The organism is Leptospira tipperaryensis (genome assembly GCF_001729245.1).
Taxonomy (GTDB): domain Bacteria; phylum Spirochaetota; class Leptospiria; order Leptospirales; family Leptospiraceae; genus Leptospira; species Leptospira tipperaryensis.
This window is the reverse complement of the sequence record NZ_CP015217.1, coordinates 4087527-4105414: the sequence shown is the minus strand read 5'-3', so window position 1 is coordinate 4105414 and position 17888 is coordinate 4087527. Positions and strand designations below refer to the sequence as shown.

15 protein-coding genes and 1 pseudogene are annotated in these 17888 nt (G+C 39.1%); 9 read left to right on the top strand and 7 right to left on the bottom strand.

Annotated features, from left to right (window positions below; translation table 11 throughout):
- Window positions 1-169: 169 nt before the first annotated feature.
- Together A0128_RS19315 and A0128_RS19310 are read right to left on the bottom strand one after the other, a co-directional pair.
- Window positions 170-1108: a DNA polymerase III subunit delta' gene (locus A0128_RS19315; protein WP_069609002.1), complete on the bottom strand. Its 939-nt coding sequence runs from the start codon at window positions 1106-1108 to the stop codon at window positions 170-172.
- Between the two features lie 6 nt (window positions 1109-1114).
- Entirely contained in the window at window positions 1115-2038 is a 924-nt protein-coding gene (locus A0128_RS19310; protein WP_069609001.1) for a branched-chain amino acid transaminase, read from the bottom strand.
- Window positions 2039-2182: 144 nt separating this feature from the next.
- Here A0128_RS19310 and mnmG point away from each other — a divergent pair, with 144 nt between their 5' ends.
- The gene (gene mnmG, locus A0128_RS19305; protein WP_069609000.1) at window positions 2183-4090 is read left to right on the top strand and encodes a tRNA uridine-5-carboxymethylaminomethyl(34) synthesis enzyme MnmG; all 1908 of its coding nucleotides are present in this window, start codon (window positions 2183-2185) and stop codon (window positions 4088-4090) included.
- A gap of 1445 nt (window positions 4091-5535) precedes the next feature.
- Here mnmG and A0128_RS19295 read toward each other — a convergent pair.
- Window positions 5536-6252: pseudogene (locus A0128_RS19295) on the bottom strand (hypothetical protein); the annotation flags it as partial.
- 166 nt (window positions 6253-6418) lie between these two features.
- On the opposite strand from A0128_RS19295, the gene A0128_RS19290 reads away from it, so the two are divergent.
- Window positions 6419-7873, top strand: coding sequence for a M20/M25/M40 family metallo-hydrolase (locus A0128_RS19290; protein ID WP_069608998.1), 1455 nt, complete (start codon window positions 6419-6421; stop codon window positions 7871-7873).
- Window positions 7874-8148: 275 nt separating this feature from the next.
- Here the strand turns inward: A0128_RS19290 and A0128_RS19280 are convergent, their stop codons facing one another.
- Window positions 8149-8592, bottom strand: a complete 444-nt coding sequence (locus tag A0128_RS19280; RefSeq protein WP_069608996.1) for a MarR family winged helix-turn-helix transcriptional regulator — start codon at window positions 8590-8592, stop codon at window positions 8149-8151.
- Window positions 8593-8719: 127 nt separating this feature from the next.
- Here A0128_RS19280 and A0128_RS19275 point away from each other — a divergent pair, with 127 nt between their 5' ends.
- The 4 genes from A0128_RS19275 (at window position 8720) to A0128_RS19260 (ending at window position 12342) form a co-directional block, all read left to right on the top strand.
- A complete protein-coding gene (locus A0128_RS19275; RefSeq protein ID WP_069608995.1) occupies window positions 8720-9484 on the top strand; it encodes an RsmG family class I SAM-dependent methyltransferase in 765 nt (254 codons plus the stop codon).
- Window positions 9462-10223, top strand: coding sequence for a ParA family protein (locus A0128_RS19270; protein ID WP_069608994.1), 762 nt, complete (start codon window positions 9462-9464; stop codon window positions 10221-10223). The genes A0128_RS19275 and A0128_RS19270 overlap by 23 nt, the downstream gene beginning before the upstream one ends.
- 2 nt (window positions 10224-10225) lie before the next feature.
- On the top strand, window positions 10226-11098 hold the full coding sequence (locus A0128_RS19265) for a ParB/RepB/Spo0J family partition protein (RefSeq protein WP_069608993.1): 873 nt from the start codon (window positions 10226-10228) through the stop codon (window positions 11096-11098).
- Between the two features lie 221 nt (window positions 11099-11319).
- The gene (locus tag A0128_RS19260) at window positions 11320-12342 is read left to right on the top strand and encodes a metallophosphoesterase (RefSeq protein WP_069608992.1); all 1023 of its coding nucleotides are present in this window, start codon (window positions 11320-11322) and stop codon (window positions 12340-12342) included.
- 111 nt (window positions 12343-12453) lie between these two features.
- Here the strand turns inward: A0128_RS19260 and A0128_RS19255 are convergent, their stop codons facing one another.
- From A0128_RS19255 to A0128_RS19245, 3 genes are read right to left on the bottom strand one after another with little or no spacing between them, the layout of a single operon-like run.
- Window positions 12454-12969 carry a YaaR family protein gene (locus tag A0128_RS19255; RefSeq protein ID WP_069608991.1) on the bottom strand — a complete coding sequence of 172 codons (516 nt, stop codon included), beginning with the start codon at window positions 12967-12969 and terminating at the stop codon, window positions 12454-12456.
- Entirely contained in the window at window positions 12966-13313 is a 348-nt protein-coding gene (locus A0128_RS19250) for a bactofilin family protein (RefSeq protein ID WP_000246073.1), read from the bottom strand. Before A0128_RS19250 ends, A0128_RS19255 begins: the two co-directional genes overlap by 4 nt.
- A complete protein-coding gene (locus A0128_RS19245) occupies window positions 13314-14333 on the bottom strand; it encodes a M23 family metallopeptidase (RefSeq protein WP_069608990.1) in 1020 nt (339 codons plus the stop codon).
- A gap of 119 nt (window positions 14334-14452) precedes the next feature.
- Here A0128_RS19245 and A0128_RS19240 point away from each other — a divergent pair, with 119 nt between their 5' ends.
- The 3 genes from A0128_RS19240 to A0128_RS19230 all read left to right on the top strand — a co-directional run bounded on the left by A0128_RS19240 (window position 14453) and on the right by A0128_RS19230 (window position 17887).
- Window positions 14453-15262, top strand: coding sequence for a TatD family hydrolase (locus tag A0128_RS19240; protein WP_069608989.1), 810 nt, complete (start codon window positions 14453-14455; stop codon window positions 15260-15262).
- Window positions 15255-16508 (top strand): serine--tRNA ligase, encoded by a 1254-nt coding sequence (gene serS / locus A0128_RS19235; RefSeq protein ID WP_069608988.1) that lies wholly within the window; start codon window positions 15255-15257, stop codon window positions 16506-16508. The genes A0128_RS19240 and serS overlap by 8 nt, the downstream gene beginning before the upstream one ends.
- 104 nt (window positions 16509-16612) lie before the next feature.
- Complete coding sequence (locus A0128_RS19230) at window positions 16613-17887, top strand: OmpA family protein (protein WP_069608987.1); 1275 nt, start codon at window positions 16613-16615, stop codon at window positions 17885-17887.
- Window position 17888 lies beyond the last annotated feature (1 nt).

Sequence of the window (17888 nt, the reverse complement as noted above, 5' to 3'; positions counted from 1 at the left end):
TGTACTCAAATGAAAATTCCGTAATCGGAAATTTCTCCTGAAAAAAGGGAGGGTTTATGCATTGAATAATAAATTATGTCTCGAAACAACTTTTGAGTCAATTCGCGATCTCGACTAACGTATATTAGATGAAATGAGAAGAATTTATATTCAGTAAAATGAATATACTTCAGAGCGAAAGGTGGAAAAAGAGTCTGGAGAGTGCGAGAGTTTCCAAACCGATGATTCTTTTATGAATCTCTGATTTGAATTGGAAGATGGATTCGATCTTTGAGAGATGATTTTCATATCCCGTTCTCGTATATTCGTATATAAGAAGAAGACTTACTAACTCTAAAAATTCTTTATAAGAGAAATTCTCTTTCCATTCGGGGTGTTCGTCTTTGTAAGAATGGATCCAAGATTCTAATTTTAACAAATCCAATTGTGTTTCTATTTTATCTTTGATTTTTTCCTGAACCAAATCAATCACTTCCTTTGGACATTCAAAAGAAAGCATACTTCCTCCTTGAAAAGGAAGAATTGGAATATCAAATTTAGAATGAATCTTTTGAAGAGCTTCTTGATTGAGATAGTGAAACGGAATGCAGATGGCCCGACTTACGATTGTTTCTTTTAGTTTATCTAAATTGTTTACGATAAAGATAAATCGAGAAAATGGCGGAGCTTCCTCCAACGATTTTAAGAGTGCAGTCTCCGCTTCGTTACCGATTAAGGACGCATCCGGAAAAACTATAAAACGAAACTTAGAAAGATGAGGTCTGTAGTTGAGCCTAGAACGAATTAACCATCGGATTGTGAATTCTTCCGGATTGTCTTCGCTTCCGATCGGAATTACCTTTCCACTTTCTTCCGGAAATCGAATGTAATCGGGATGTGAGTTGTGCATGAACGCTTTGCAAGACGCACAACTTCCACAAGAGGTTCCTTCAAAACAAAGAACTTGTTTGATAAATCTTTCGGACGCAGATTCTTTTCCCGTTCCGTCGGGTCCATGAAGAATCAAAAGAGGAGGAATCATCTCCGGTCTGGATGAATATCTTTTTAGAAACGTAAGAGCAGTGTCTTGTCCTAAGATATCATCCAATTGAAATCCGGGAAAACTCATTCTATCTCAATAGACCGGTGTTAGCCAATGTCTGTATTTTTCTTCTTTGTTGATCACAAGATTGAAAAACAAACTTTGAATCTTTTTTGTAATCGGACCCATTTCTTGATTCCCGACTTTTCTATGATCGATCTCTGAAACCCAAGCGATCTGGACTCCGGTTCCAGAAAAGAAAACTTCATCGGCGATATAGAGTTCGCTTCGAGCAATATCTCTTTCTATGACTTCGATTCCGTTGTCTCTTGCGATTTGAAGAACACTTCTTCTCGTTATTCCTTCCAACAAGGAAGAGTTTACTCCGGGTGTGATGATCTTTCCGTCGCGAACAAGGAAGATATTTTCAGCGGATCCTTCGCTTACAAAACCGCGGGCATCTAAGAAGATGGCTTCATCGAATCCGTTTTGAACGGCTTCGGATTTTGCAAGAGCCGAGTTTACATAACCGCCTGACACTTTGGAAAGAGTTGGGATCACCGCGTCGTCGAATCTTCTCCAACTCGAAACCATTGTTTTCAATCCGCGCTTCGTATCTAAGTAATCATTCAATTGAAGAATATAGATGGCGAGTTCGGTTGGGACGTCATGGAAGCGAGGTGAAAGTTGTAGAGCCGAGGTGTAAACAAAAGGACGAAGATAGATATTCTCTTTATATCCGCATTGACGAATCAATTCGATTGTTATGTCTCTCAATTCTTCTTTTGTCTTTTCTAACTTTAACTGCATGATCTTTGTTGAGTTGATCAGTCTTTGAAAATGGTCTAAGATACGAAACAGATAGATGTTATCAGTGTCCTTATCGTAATACCCTCGCAATCCACCGAAGACGGTGGTGCCATATTGGAGGGCATGTGTTTGGATGCTGATCTTAGCTTCGGATTCGGGAAGGATTTTTCCTTCAAAATAGGATAGTTTCTTGATAGATACTGCCATAGAACAGGAACCTGATAAGTGATATAATTCCATGAATCAATATGTTAGGTCTCTTGTCGATTGCATCTTGAAATCATAGCACTCGTTACTTGCGAAACATCTCATTCTTAAATTTATAATCTATTTTCAGGAAGTTGAATCTCAATGGTTGAATCCAAGATCCCATCCGTTTTTCCAAATCGTTTTGATTGTATCGTAGTCGGTGCAGGTCACGCAGGTTCCGAGGCGGCATACATTGCTTCCAAAGGCGGCGCTAAAACTTTGCTGATCACGATGAACTTAGATACAATCGGGCAGATGTCTTGCAACCCGGCGATCGGCGGAATTGCAAAAGGTCATATGGTTCGAGAAGTCGACGCGCTCGGTGGAATCATGGGTAAGATGATCGATCGTACCGGAATTCAATTTAAGATGCTCAATACTTCCAAAGGTCCGAGCGTTTGGGCGCCGAGAGCACAGGCTGAAAAGAGAGAATATCAACTCAAAGTAAAACATACTCTTGAGGCAGAGAAGAATCTTTCGATTCGTCAAGACACAGTCGAAGAATTGTTAATCGAAAACGATTCCGTGATAGGAGTAAAGACCGGTCGCGGATTTGAAATTTATACAAACCACTTGATCTTAACTACGGGAACATTCTTATCATCGCTTGTCCATATTGGAACTTATCAAAATGAAAACGGAAGAATGTGTGAGCCGACTGTAAAGGGATTATCAAAGTCTCTCGCAAAGTACAATTTGAAATTAGGAAGATTGAAGACAGGAACCCCTCCTAGAATTCATAAGAACTCCGTCGACTTAAGCGTGCTCGCGATACAAGACGGAGATCCAATTCCTTCTGCCTTTTCTTTTTCAACGGATAAGATTACTCGAAAACAAATTCCTTGTTATATCACTTATACAAATGCGGAGACTCATAAAATCATTCATGAGAATTTAAGTCTTTCTCCGATGTATTCCGGACAAATTCAGAGCACTGGCCCGCGCTATTGTCCTTCTATCGAAGATAAGATTGTAAGATTTGCTGATAGAGAAAGACATCAGGTTTTTTTAGAACCGGAAGGATATGAGACCGCTGAAATTTATCTCAATGGAGTTTCAACAAGTCTCCCGGAAGAAGTGCAATGGAAACTCGTACGTTCTTTAAAAGGATTGGAGAATGCGGAAATTCTTAGACCGGGTTACGCGATAGAATATGATTACGTCGATCCAACGGAATTAAAACCGACTTTAGAAACGAAAAAGATAAAAGGACTTTATCACGCCGGTCAGATCAACGGAACTACAGGCTATGAAGAAGCGGCGGCACAAGGTTTGGTCGCGGCTTATAGCGTTCTTAATTCTTTAAAAAAAGAACCTCCCCTCTTGTTCAAAAGAAGTGAATCTTATATCGGTGTCTTGATCGATGATCTCGTTCATAAAGGAGTAGAAGATCCGTATAGAATGTTTACTTCTCGTGCGGAACATAGACTTCTTTTAAGACAAGACAATGCCGATCATCGACTCATGAAATATGGATACGAACTTGGACTTGTTGATCAAGCTTCCTACGATCGAATGAATGAAAAATATAATCGAGTGAATTCCGTTAGAGAAAAGATCTATCAGATCCCGTTGAAACCTTCGGAAGAATTTCAAACTCTTTTAGATCAAAAAGGAATCACGAACTACAAGTTTGGTATGAAGTTGGATTCGTTTTTGAAAAGACCTGAGATCAAGATCACCGACGTTGAGTTTATGATTCCGGAAGTTCAATCTTGGTCGGAGTTGGATAAGAGTATTCTCGAGATGGAAATTAAGTATGAAGGTTATATCAAAAGAGAACTCGAGACGATTCAGTGGAAGACTAAATATTTGGATCTTAGTATTCCCGAAGACTTGAGTTACGAGTCGATCGCTGGTTTAAAGAAGGAAGCGATTCAAAAATTGAAAACCCATAGACCGATGACTCTGGAAAAAGCTGCACAGATTTCAGGAGTGGATCCAAGTGATATTGACCTACTTCTTTATCACATCAAAGGAAGGAAGAAACAAGAGGCGGAAGCTTCCTAACTTCTTCTCTCTTTTGTCGGAGTTCCGACAGCGCGTTTCACATGAAACGCTTTTGAAAGCCCGGAATTTCTCCGGGCTTTTTTATTTAAGAATGCGTTGAGTTTTATAAAAGAGAAAAGGCCCTCACAAACTTTCTTACTTTGAATGAACTCTTATATGAAAATCTATTTTGTTTTTTCTTTATAGGGTTAGCATAGGAGTTCCTACATTCTTTTCCGACATTTAGAATAGAAAACGATTGAAGTCATCTCGAGATATTCGAAACGAATCGAAGATTGATAATTTAGTTTCGATATTGCGGGTTATTTTTTAACTAAAAATTCAATAATGCAAAGAGTCTTTCCGGATTTCTTCCCTGGTTTTCTGTTCTCTATCGAGCAAATACTTCAGAAGGGACGCATCGAAAGCAAGAATCGAATTCAAAACGAAATCGATATCAGAGAAGTAACGAAACCTTTTGATATCTTTCCTTCTGATCTTTAAGACTCGTCACAGAAATGATTTTTATCGAACTCAAATTGATTCAGCGAGAATGGATTCGGAGTTCCGACCTTTGAACTTGTGTTTCATATGGAACGTTCGTAGAAAAGTAGAATCTTCCCATTTGGTTTTATTCGCTTTTAGCTTTTAGGAATTTTCAGAGGAGCGGGAGCGAATACCAGTCTTATCAAAATTAAAAGAAGACATCAGGTAGCAAATGACAATCGCAATTCCATAGGCTGGGACATTCATGAGAAATGTGAACGAGTGATTCGAGTTTTGAGAATTTCACTTTAGCTTCAGCCTCTCCTTGAGGTTTTTATAAGAATCATTTTAAACATAGAATTCATCGTCTGGAAGGAACATTATTCCTACTGAACGATTCGGAAGAAGACATTCCTTTTTTATGCCAGATCAATCTAAAAGATTTTTAAAATGAAATTTCTCCCTCGGGCCTTTTGTTTTTCTTCTGTCAACTATATGATACAACGGAGTATGGAAGGGTTATTTTCGTGAGTGATAAAGACTCTTTGAATACGGTAGTCTCGGAAAATATCAATAGGAGATATACGGATATAGATATCCATTTCCGGAAAGACCTATCTCTTTTAAAGAGATGAATGAAGTAGATAGAAATGACAAAGGCTATTTCACGACCATGAGAGCTTCACGGTTTAGACCTGGAGTTTTTATATCGGGAGCGGATCATTCCAAAGAAGATCGGATTTCACTTCTTCAAGTTAATACAAATCAAATAGACGGCTTGAAAGGAAATGTAGAAAGCATTTTGCATTTCTTTATAGATAAGAAGGATTTGATGCGGAAGAATTTTGACAACGTTTTTGCGACCAGCCAGCATTGATTTTCAATTTGGAACCTCTAAAGCTTGCAAGCTTTGTTTTGATATAAAGACCAGAATGAGAAAAGAGGTTCCTAATTAGTTCAATGTAATTGAGAACGGCGGGTTATTTGTAGATAAGCTCGTGAGTCTTAAGAAGCTCCCATTTATTGTTTTGTTTCACGTGAAACGTAAAACTGGTAAGCCGGTTATTGAGACCATAGCTGAGTTGGTTTTTTCGTTCTTGCTCGCCTTGGATGTTGATCCTCGATAAAAGATTTCCCTTCTCATCATATTCAAACTTGGTCGAGGCGATCTGTTTTTTCTCCTCATTGTAGATGTTTTGAATCAAGATCTTAGGATTCTTTTCATCTTGAATCAAAGCAAAAGTTTCCACTTCTTTAGAGTCGGACCAATTCGTATGTCCGGTCTTAGCGAATTCTTTTTCCCAAGCGGCGATGTTAGATTTTAATAATAGCTTATTCTCTCTATCGAAAACTTCGATGAGATCGATTTGTCCTTTCGGATTGTATCGAAAAGTTTTAGTTTCAACAAGAAGATTGTCTTTATTAAAGAGTTCTTCTCTTACGACCTTCCCTTCTTTGTATTGAAATTGAGTGGAGCCGTCGTTCTTTCCTTCTTCGTTCAGATAGGATTCTTTGATAAGCTTTCCGTTGGAATCATACTCGTAATTCGCGGTGTAGATTACTTTACCACTCGCGTTTTTGACGATTTCTTTTACGGGACCGTTCTGATTATTTCCAAAAACATATTTATCGATGTGCGACCATTTTCCAGGAGTTACTGCGAAGAGAAGGCTCGGAAAAATCAGAAATACAAATATAACACGAATCATTCTATAACCTCTACCCTACAATCATCGGAAAAGAATTCAAAAGGTTAACGTTCAATTCGTTTTGTGTTCATTAAAAAGACAAAGATGAAATGATTTAATGCCTTGAAAGGAAATCGGGAGACGTTATTTTCTTCCGCACTGAGGAGAATTAAAGATGAATTGGAAGAAGATCGGCTTAGGATTTTTAGGGGCCTTGGTTCTATTTTTACTTTATACGATTTTTATTACGGAGAAAGGAATTCATTCCTTAACGCCAAAGACAAAGTTCGAAGAAAGAGATTATGGAAAGCTCGCGGAAGAAGCTTCTAAGGATTTACAGACCTATTTAAGAATTAAAACAATCCGTGGAAATGAAAAGCAAGCCGCACTCTTTTTAAAAAGTCTTTTCGATAAACGAGGAATCAAAACGACTATCTTTGAAGTTCCTGGCAAACCGGAAAGAGCGAGCATCATGGCCGAGATCAAAGGTAGTGATCCGGAAGGTGGACTGATTCTTACAAGTCATATCGACGTTGTAGAAGTGAATGCAAGCGAGTGGACTCACCCGCCCTTCTCCGGTGAAAGAGTCGGCGATAGAATCTATGGTCGTGGTGCGGTGGACATAAAAGGTTTAGGGATTATGGAACTCTATGCTTTTTTCTTAATTCACGATTCCGGGATCAAACTCAAAAAGAATCTGATGTATCTTGCAGTCTCCGATGAAGAAAGTCGCTCCGAGTTTGGAATGCGTTTTTTAATCACGAATCATAGAGATATTTTTAAAGGATACGAATTTGTTCACAACGAAGGCGGAGTTGGAACTAAGGACGTTGTAGTTAAGGGAAGTAAGATCTTCAACATTCAACACGCGGAAAAGGGAGCGGTCTGGTTGGACTTGGAAAGCGAAGACATTTCAGGCCATGGAAGTACACCGCCGGTTCAATATGCTGCGCTCAATCTTATCGATTTTCTTCAAGAAGTGAAGAAGATGAATGAGATCACAATCATAAAAGATGAAACAGCGTCCTTCTTTTATCAGATGGGTGAAGTAAGTCCCTTTCCAAATTCTTTTGTATTAAAGAGATCCAGAAATCCTTTGTTAGGAATTATTTTAAAAGGTGTGATTCAGACAAATAAACATTTGAGAGCGATGACTAGCAACTCGGTGAGTATCACAGGAGTAGATACACACTACGCCGGAATCAATGTCATTACTTCTAAAGCAAACGGAAGTATCGATATAAGAATCCTTCCAGGCTTTAATGAGAACGAAGTTTATGAAAAGGTGAAGAAGCTCGGTGAAAAATACAAAGTGAAAGTTACAGCGAGACATCTGGAACCGGGAACAACCTCGCCTGTAGATTCGAAGTACTTCAAAGTTCTTTCCGGTGTTGTTCAGCAAGTGGTTCCAGGCGCGGTCATTACACCTTTCTTATCACCGGGGACAACGGATTCTTCTTACTTGAGATTAGCTGGATTCAAATGTTATGGATTGATTCCTTCTTTAATGAGTTCCGAAGAGATCGATGGAATTCATGGAAAAAACGAGAGCACAACGATCGAACATCTTCGAACCGGAATTGAAATTCTTCACAAGTCGGTGATAGAATTTAATAACGTCGAGGATTGATTTTTCAACTTCAAGGCGAGAGGATTCGCCTTGAAGATCTTCCTTTGTTTTCCTTGAACCCCACTCTTTCCTTTCTTCCATTTTATAAAGAATGGAATTCAATAATTGGAACGTTTAAAAATAGAGATTCAAAGCGTCCAAGATTCTTCCTAAAGTTATATGAAAGAAGTATTTTGAATTCACAGAGTTTTGAAATGAGGAGAAATTCTAATCTTTAATCTTTTCGATTCTTCAAACAGACTTGGAGAAGAATTGAACGCGAGAATTTATAACTCTCATTGATTGTCTTCATTCAAATCCTTAAAAACCAAACGGAGTTCTTTTAAGACCGTCAACAATTCTTGCCTTCTTGACATTGGAAAATTCTGAAGAATGTTTTCAAAATGATTCGTTATTTTTTTAGGAAGAGTTTTTTCTAAAGAGCGACCAGTCTTTGTAAGAGTAATGATCGTTGCACGTTTGTCTTCCTCGGAAACTTCACTTTTTACTAATTGATTCTGAACCATTCTCGCGACCATTCGAGAAGCGGAAGGAGCGTCTTGCAAAGTAACATGAATGATTTCTTTTTGAGTCAGTGATTCTTTTTCCCAAAGTGTGGCGAGGACCTGCCATTGTTCCGGGGTTAGGTTATAGTCTCGGAGACAACGGGAGAGTTCTCTTCTAAAAAGCAAAGCGACTCGGTGAAGGTTGAAACCGAGCTGGTGATCCAAAATAAACATGAGAGAACTTTTCTTTTTTCATTGTATTTCGTCAAATATAATTGTTCGAGCAAATATTAAGATCAAATCTTATTTTCCTTCTAAGAAACTGTAGAGACAGAAGAAAACAAAATTCTACTTTAGCTTCATGCAAGATCCAAAAGAATTTTCCGTTGAATCGATTTTAGAAAGATTGAAAGAAAGATTTCCAAAAGAAGCGGAAGGGATTTTTCCTCTTTTCGATTGGGAATTGATCTCTGAGTTTTCTAAATTCTTAAGAGAAAAGAATGAGGCGGGAGGATTTTTCTCAAAAAGAGATTCCGAAGAAATTTTGGACCGTCACGTTTTGGAATCTATCTACCACGTTTATAAAATTTCGCAGAAAGTTGGTTCCTGGAAAGGAATTCAATTAGGAGACGCGGGAACCGGTCCCGGGATTCCAGGTTTCTTTTTTCGTTGTTTGAAAGATCATCCGATTGTGGTGCTTATCGATTCTCAAAAAAGAAAATTAGCTCATACGGAAGAGTTTGTGAATCGGAATAAAATTTCCGATGTAAAGTTTAAGTTTATTCGAACGGAAGAATCAAAGTTAAATCTGAATTATGTCGTATCACGAGGTTTTATTCCTTATCCTTACAGCGCGGAAGCTGTTTGTAATCTCGTGAAGATGGGAGGAACTTATGTCCCATTTTTAGCAAAACATGATATTCCCGCTAAAATAGAAAAAGAAATTCTTACTAACTCAGGATTTAAACTCGAATCGACGGAAGATTTTCCATCTCTTGAATTTTTAGGGATGCGACATATTAAATTCTTGAAAAAGGTTTCTAGCCCGAGGCATGGTTATCCTAGAGCTTGGAAGGATATCAGCAAGGAGAGTAAGGGCGGAAATGGGAAAAATAGTATCCATTAGTAATCAAAAGGGCGGGGTCGGAAAAACGACAACCTCTATCAATCTTGCGGCCAACCTTGCTTCGATCGGAAAGAAAGTTCTGATTATCGATATGGATCCTCAAGGAAATTCGGGATCCGGTCTCGGATTAGAAATCAATACTCTCGGAAAAACTTCTTACGAACTTCTCTTAGGGGAATCTTCTCCAAATGAATGTATTCAAAGAACAAACGTAGAGAATCTTCACATCATTCCTTCGAACATCAACTTGAGCGGCGCGGAAGCGGACCTTCTTGCGGAAGAGGAAAGAGAATATAGATTGAAGAACGCGGTTTCGGAACTTCGTACTGAATACGATTACATTCTCATCGATTGCCCGCCTTCTTTAGGAATTCTTACGATCAACGCTCTTTGCGCAGCGGACAGTGTGATGATTACTCTTCAAACGGAGTATTTCGCTCTGGAAGGTCTGACTCAACTTATGAAAATTATTTCACTGGTTCAAAAACAATTGAATCCTTCTTTAGAATTGGAAGGAGTTCTTCTTACGATGTTCGATAAAAGAACCAATCTTGCAAATCAAGTTGCTGAGGATGTGAAATCCTATTTTAAAGATAAAGTTTATACTACGATCATTCCAAGAAATGTAAAGTTAAGCGAAGCTCCTTCTTTTGGACAAACGATTATGAGTTACGACCCGGAAGGAGTTGGCGCTCAGAGTTATAGAAGTTTAGCTCTGGAAGTTGCAGGGAAGAATTAAGAATGGCGATCAAACCCAAAGCCCTAGGAAGAGGCCTTGGAAATTTAATTCCGGTCAATGAAAGTAAAACTCCGATGGATTCTTCTTCGGATGGAGCGCTTCGAGAAATTCGTATTAGCGAGATCCGGCCAAATCCGGGTCAGCCGAGAAAAACTTTTTCAGAAGAATCTCTCAAGGAACTTTCTGAAACGATCAAAGCTCACGGGGTCATCCAACCGATCGTCGTAAAACAATTGGACGCTGGATATGAAATTATATCCGGTGAAAGACGTTACAGAGCTTGTAAGCTCGCCGGCTTTGTAAAAATTCCCGCGATCGTTAAGAATGTTTCTGAAAACCAATCCATGGAAATGGCAATTATCGAAAACATTCAAAGGGAAGATCTCAATCCGATTGAAGAAGCGATCGCATACAAAACACTTTCTGAAAAATTAAATCTCAAAATTACAGATATCTCAGCCCGCGTTGGAAAGAATCGCTCTACGATCTCAAATTTGATTCGTCTTCTTCAACTTCCCGATGTAGTTCAAGATTTAATCAAAAATGGAAGAATTTCGGAAGGTCACGCAAGACCTCTTCTTTCTTTGGCTGATCGAAAGAAGATCGAACAACTTGCATTTCAAATTGCTGAAAAAGGTTTAACCGCAAGACAAGTGGAAGAATTAGTTTCCAATCTTACGGATGAAAAACCAGTTACGGAAAAGAAAAAATCCCGCAAAGACGTAAACATCGTCGATTTAGAAAATAAGTTTCGTAAAAAATATTCGATGAAAATCGAGATCGGTCACAACCAAGGATCCGGTAAGGGAAAAATGACGATCGTTTATCCAAACTTAGAAGCAATGGAAAAGATTTTGAACGCGTTGGGTTTGTAACTTTCTATTTTCACCTTTTGAATTCCAGTCAATTATCTACACGTTGTGCAGTTATTAAAAGTAAGTACAATCGTTAACACCTGAAGTCGATCCAAACTCGGAAGAAGTGGGGAAAATATTCTCCGCTGACGCGCTTCCAATTTACCCATTTGATTCGAGCGCAGAAATGAAATCCTGTTGTGATTTCTTAATTTGTCTCAGGCTAAAAAAGAGAAAAGATTATGAGAGATATTGTCATTGGAGATATCCATGGATGTTATGACGAATTGATTCTGCTTTTAAAAGAAGTAGGCTATTCTGAGAATGATAGAATTATTTCCGTAGGTGATATCGTAGATCGCGGTCCTGATTCGGTGAAGGTTTATGAATTCTTCAGGGCGAATCCGAAACATATCGTGGTTATGGGCAATCACGAAAACAAACACGCTAATCAAGTTCTTTCCTATTCTCAGGAAATCGTTAAATTGCAATTTGGAACTCAGTATAAAGAATTCTTAGAATGGATTCGTAATCTCCCCTGCTATTATGAAACGGATTCTGCAATTATAGTTCACGCCGCGATCGAGCCAGGGTTTTCTTTGCGAGAACAAAGAAAGGAAGTTTTAATCGGAAGCACTTCCGGAGAAAAATATCTTACTAAAAAATACGGATCCGATGATTGGACCAGTCTTTATAAAGACAAAAAGTTGGTCATCTTTGGCCATCGAGTTGTGGGCGACAAGATTCAAGTTTACGAAAACAATATTTATGGAATCGAAACTGGAGTTTGTTTTGGAGGTTATCTTTCCGCAGTTACGTTGCCCGATTTGAAGAGATTTTCCGTAAAAGCGTCCAAAAACTATTGGAGAGCGGAAATGGAAAAATGGCAAGTACCGGTATTGCAATCAAAGCCTTGGAGAAAATACGACTTAGAAAAGATTCTAAAAGAAATTTCTAAAGTAAGAAATTCAAAACAATTGGAAGTCAGCGAATTTATTTCGAATGTGGAGAATTGGTTTCAAAGTTTAGATTCTTTATATGACGAAATCAAAGAAGCTTTGGAATTTAGAGCTTCACAGATTCTTGAACAGAGGGGATCCGAGTCTTTCATTGGAGCTGCTAAGGAATACGAATATTCTATATTTTTAATTTTAGCGAGAAAAAATCGATTAGAAGTCGAGAATCTAAGAAATTCACTAACGACTCCCGAAAAAATATTCCAACTCTCTCATCGGCTCGGTTTACAAGTGCAAGATCCGTTCTAAGTTTTATTTTCTTATGATGAAGCTATCTCAAACATTGTTAAAGGCAATATTCGAAGGATGTCTATAATTTAAAGTGATTCACGCGCGTGAGATTTTTGAGCGGTGAAAATTCTACTCTTGAATATCCAACAGAAGACCGCGAATATCCGTTAAAGATTTTAAAAGCTTAAACGCTGAATTTCCTTCGTTCATAATCAGCTCTGCGAGAATCTGAATTTTCTCGTCGATGATCTTTACGACGTGATAGATTTTCTTGGCTTCCCCTTTCATTCTTCTGGAGAGAGTTTCAACCCGCATGTTTTGATCGATTACTGCTTTGGTGATTGCTTGAACGTGTTTTTGGTAGGTTTCTAAATTTCCGATAGAAGGAAGATCCAAAAATCTTTTTTCTATTTCCGGTAAATCTCTCCAAAGTGCGTTGAGATCTTTTGTGGTTTCGGATCCCGAAGGAACAATTTCTTCTAAGATATCTAAAAAAGAAGAGGAAGGAGCGCTTTCAATACTTTCGGTTTGATTGGTGGAATTGCCCCCGCCTAACGAGGAAACACCATTCTTTTTGCCCTTAGAAGTTTGTCTGGTTTCGGTTTCTTTACGAGGAGCTTGGTAAGGAGGTATGAGTACTTTCAATGTGCAACTGGGTTGATTTTACAATTGCCTTCGAATTGTACTCCTTCTTCCATCACGATTCGAGGAGATACGATATCTCCTTTCATTCTGCAGGAAGCAAGTAAAGTGACTCTTTCGCTGGCGTAAATATTCCCATTGATTTCGCCGCCAGCGACAACAATTCGGGCTCTGATATCCGTATCGACGATTCCGGATTTACCGATTAGGACTTTTCCTTCGGTTTTTATCGAACCTCTGAAAATTCCATCGATTCTTAACAAGCCCGTCAGTTTAAATTCGCCGCTAAACTCGGCGCCTTCGCCAATGATACTATTTACGATTAAGTGTTCTTCTGTTGTCGCCATTCAGTCCTGAATTTGGTTGAGGAAAGCAAACGGGTTGATCGCTCTTGTTCCAACGTGGATTTCATAGTGGAGCATGTAATTGGGAGATGATTCTGTTTTACCGACGAAGCCGATCACTTCGGTTTTTGAAACTTGTTGGCCTTGTCTTACTTTCAAACGATCCATGTTGGAATAGATCGTCTTCCATCCGTACTTATGAGCCACCTTTACGAAATAACCGGTGTTTCTCGTATATCCGATTTCGTAAACGGTCCCTGGCGCGGTTGCCATAACTTCAGAACCGGCAAATGATCCGACGTCCACGCCGCTATTGTATTCTTTTCTTCCCGAGATGGGATTGAAGTAAGGGCCATAAGGATAAAGAACATAACCTTTCACCGGCCAGATCGACGGAGTTTGTTTTAAAATATTCTTTCTCTTTTTAAGAATCGAAATGATATCCTGTGTAAGTTCATTACTGATCTTTAGATTATGAACGTCTTCTTTTAATCGGAAAACAGCCGCGCCTTCCGGCAGATCGTTGCTTTGAGAATTTGAAGATTTAGGTTCGATGATAGACGGAGGTTGTGTGGAAAGTTGTTCCGCCCCGCCGATTCCTTTAGAAACTTTTGCAGGATCTCCACCGAGTCTTACGTAAAGTCTCGCTAATCTTCCGTAATAGTATTCAACATACTCGTGAAGTGAATTGATCTCTTCTTTCATCTTCGCAGATTGTCTGATAAAGTCTTTGTTGGAAAGATTGAGCTCGGTAAGTTGATGTACGGAACCGCTATGACTCAAGACGTTGATAGAACTTATGATAAGAAGAATAAAGATAGTTCCGATAAAGATGGAAATCGCTCTATAAGAGATGTGAAAGTTGATGGTTTTTTGTTCCGAATGAGGAATCACCATCACAGTAAGTCTCTCCTTTCCCTTTCGATTGAGTTCAGAAAGTTTAAGGTCGAGTTTTAGTTTGTACTCTTGGTACTTATAACGGAGTCTATAATAAATGAGTGCGGAAGTTGCTTTGATATCCACGGTTTATGTCCCGAAACTTGGTTTTTAGCGAACTGCTTTCACCTGTCTGAAGAGATCCTAAAAAATCTCTTTTCAGTCAATCGAATTCACAAAAAGTGACTCACTAAAACCGGATTTCTATGGTTTCTATAGCCGATACACATTGCCATCTTGATATAATACAATCACAAGGTCTCGAAATCGCAGACAGTCTGAAAAATGCGTCGGAATCTGGTGTAAAGAAGATCGTCCAAATCGGGATAGACCTTGAGAGTTCGATCCGTGCCCGCTCCATAGCTAACGAATATTCAAATGATTCGTTAGAGATTCGTTATTCGATCGGTTGTCATCCAACCGAAACTCATGAATTTCCGAATAAGGATGAGATTCTTAAGTTAGTTTATGAGAATTTGGATGATCCCAAACTTTCCGCGATCGGAGAGATCGGTCTTGATTACTATCACACGGCCGATTCAAAAAAACAACAGGAAGAAATTTTAGAAGCGTTCTTGGAATGTTCCGCTAAGACAAAACTTCCGGTTGTCATTCATTCGAGAGACGCGAAAGAAGATACGATTTCCATTCTTAAGAATTTCCGAGATCGCGCGTTTGGAGTGATTCACTGTTTTACGTACGATTACCCGACCGCGAAAGCGTTAGTCGATATCGGTTATTATATTTCTTTTTCTGGCATCGTAGCATTTAAGAACGCGACTGAGATCCAAGAGGCGGCTCAAAAACTTCCTCTGGAATCGATGTTGATCGAAACCGATGCTCCTTTTTTGGCTCCTCCTCCGTTTCGAGGAAAAAGAAACGAACCTTCTTATATGAAGTTTATCCTGGATAAAATGTTTTCACTGCGTCAAGAATCGAATGCCGAAGTCGAAAACAAACTTTTTGAAAATAGTATTAAATTTATGAATCGTAAGGCGTACCACCACAATGCTTGATCTGCGTTATATCACTGAAAATACGGAAGACCTAAAAAAAATCTTAGAACTCAGAGGTTTCAAAGATATCGGAATTATCGATCAGCTTACTTCGATTATCCGTAGAAAGCGGGAACTTCAAAGAGAAGTTGATATTCTGAGAGAAGAAAGAAATAGAGTTAGCAAAGAAGTCGGTAAGATAAAACAAGCGGGCGGCGATATCTCGGAGATTTCCGCGGCGGTAAAGCTCGTCGGTGATAAAATCAAAGACATCGAAATCAAATTCGAGATTGAAGAAACCGCGCTCAGTGATCTCAATTTAAGTCTTCCTAATATTCTAGATTCTAAAGTTCCCGCTGGAAAGTCTGAACACGATAACGTAGTACAATATGAAGTGGGAACGATTCCGAAATTCTCCTTTCCCCCGAAGCCGCACTTTGAAATCGGCGAGGCCTTGAATTGGATCAACTTTGAAAAGGGCGTGAAACTTTCCGGAGCGCGATCTTACACGTATTGGAAGGAAGGCGCCAAGTTAGAGAGAGCACTTATGAACTTTATGCTCAACGTTCACACGGAAGAGCACGGTTATACTGAAGTTTGGGTTCCGGCGATGGTAAACGACGAGTCTATGATGGCGACCGGGCAATACCCTAAGTTCAAAGAGGAATTCTATAGAATCGAAAAGGACGAACTCAATCTCATTCCAACAGCCGAAGTTCCTCTTACCAATCTCTATCGAGATGAAATCATTCCAGAAGATCAACTACCGATTTCTGTCACCGCCCACACTTCTTGTTTTCGAAGGGAAGCGGGTTCTTATGGAAAGGATACGCGAGGACTCGTTCGAGTGCATCAGTTTCAAAAGGTGGAACTCGTTAAATTCTGCAAACCGGAAGATTCTGAAGAACAACACAAACAGATGTTATCGCATGCTGAGAATATTCTTAAAAAATTAGAACTTCCTTATCGTGTTATCATTCTTTGTAGCGGAGATATTTCTGCGAATTCTTCCATCACTTATGACATTGAAGTCTGGATGCCCGGTTTAAATCGTTATATGGAAATTTCTTCCGTTTCTAACTTTAGAGACTTTCAGGCGCGTCGTGGAAAAATTCGTTACAAGTCGAAAGATGGAAAGAATCAGCTCGTGCATACGATTAACGGTTCCGGTTTGGCGCTTGGAAGGACTTACGCTGCGATTTTAGAAAACTTTCAAAATCAGGACGGAACAGTTCGAATTCCGGAAGTGTTAAAACGTTATCTTTGATCTAAGAATTTTTGTTTTTTAGAAACTTTTAGGCTCAGGTTTTTTATAAAAGAACGGATAATAGACTTAGGGATTTTCAATTGTAGAATCCTTGGAGTTTTCTGATGCCGTCTTTTCGAAAAAAAAATCCGTCCCTATTTATCTTAATTCTCAGTTGCCTTTCGTTTACTTTCATTCTTTCTTCGCAAGAATCGAGTCGTCTCGAAAAATCTGCGAAACAGAAACCGGAAAAATTAAAAGGCGCGATCAACACAAAGCTAAACGAGTTTGGAATCAGTCTTACGGACGACGGAAGTATTCTGTATTTTTATTCCAAAAGAGAGAATTCAAATTATACGGATTTGTATAGATCTTCTCGCGACGGGGAGAATTGGATTCAAGGAGAGGAGATCTCAGTTCTAAATTCAAACTACGACGATCAGAGTCCGTTTATCATGAATAAAGAAGAAGGAATTTTATTTTCTTCCAATCGGGACGGCGCAATTGAATTCCAACTCTCGAACGGTAAGATCGGAGTTTCGAGAGATTTATTTTTTTCAAAACGAAACGGATCTTCTTGGGTTAGGCCGGTGTCTCTTCCCGGCGCGGTCAACACGGAAGAAATCGAAGAAAATCCATTTCTCTTTAACAATAAACTCTACTTTACTCGCTATCCTTTCGGACAAGTTGCAGAAGCGGATATTTTTGTTTCTCTCTATAAAAATAAAATCTGGGAAAAAGCTTCGAGTCTTCCTGAACCGATTAACAGCCCTTATTCGGAAATCGCAGCGACGTTGAGTAAAGACGGTAAGACGATTTATTTTTCTTCCAATCGGCCCGGTGGTTTTGGGGGATACGATCTTTACAAATCGACTTTTTTGCCAGATGGAAATTTTTCAGAACCTATCAATCTCGGGCCGGAGATCAATACCGCCGGCGATGAAGCTTTCTACTTAGAAACAAACGAAGCAGGCACCTTCTACTTTTGTAGAAGAGCCGCGAGGGACTACGATATTTATTCGAATCAAAGTAATCCATTTCAAGACTTAGAAAAAGGAAAATCTATTTCTCTTGATAACATTCACTTTGCATTGGGTTCGTATGAAATTCTTGAAAACTCTTTTTCGATTTTGGAAAATCTTAATTCGTATTTACATGAAAATTCAAAAGTTAGAATCAAAATTACGGGACACACGGATCTCAATGGAGACGCTCAGGATAACTTGATTCTTAGCCGCAACCGAGCAAATTCTGTGAAAGATTATTTAGTCAAAAAGGGAATCGATTCCGGAAGAATCGTGACCGACGGGAAAGGAAGTTCAGAACCGGTCGTTCCACAGAAAAACCCTGAGACCGATTTTAAAAATCGAAGAACTGAATTTCAAATTCTCAACCCTTAGA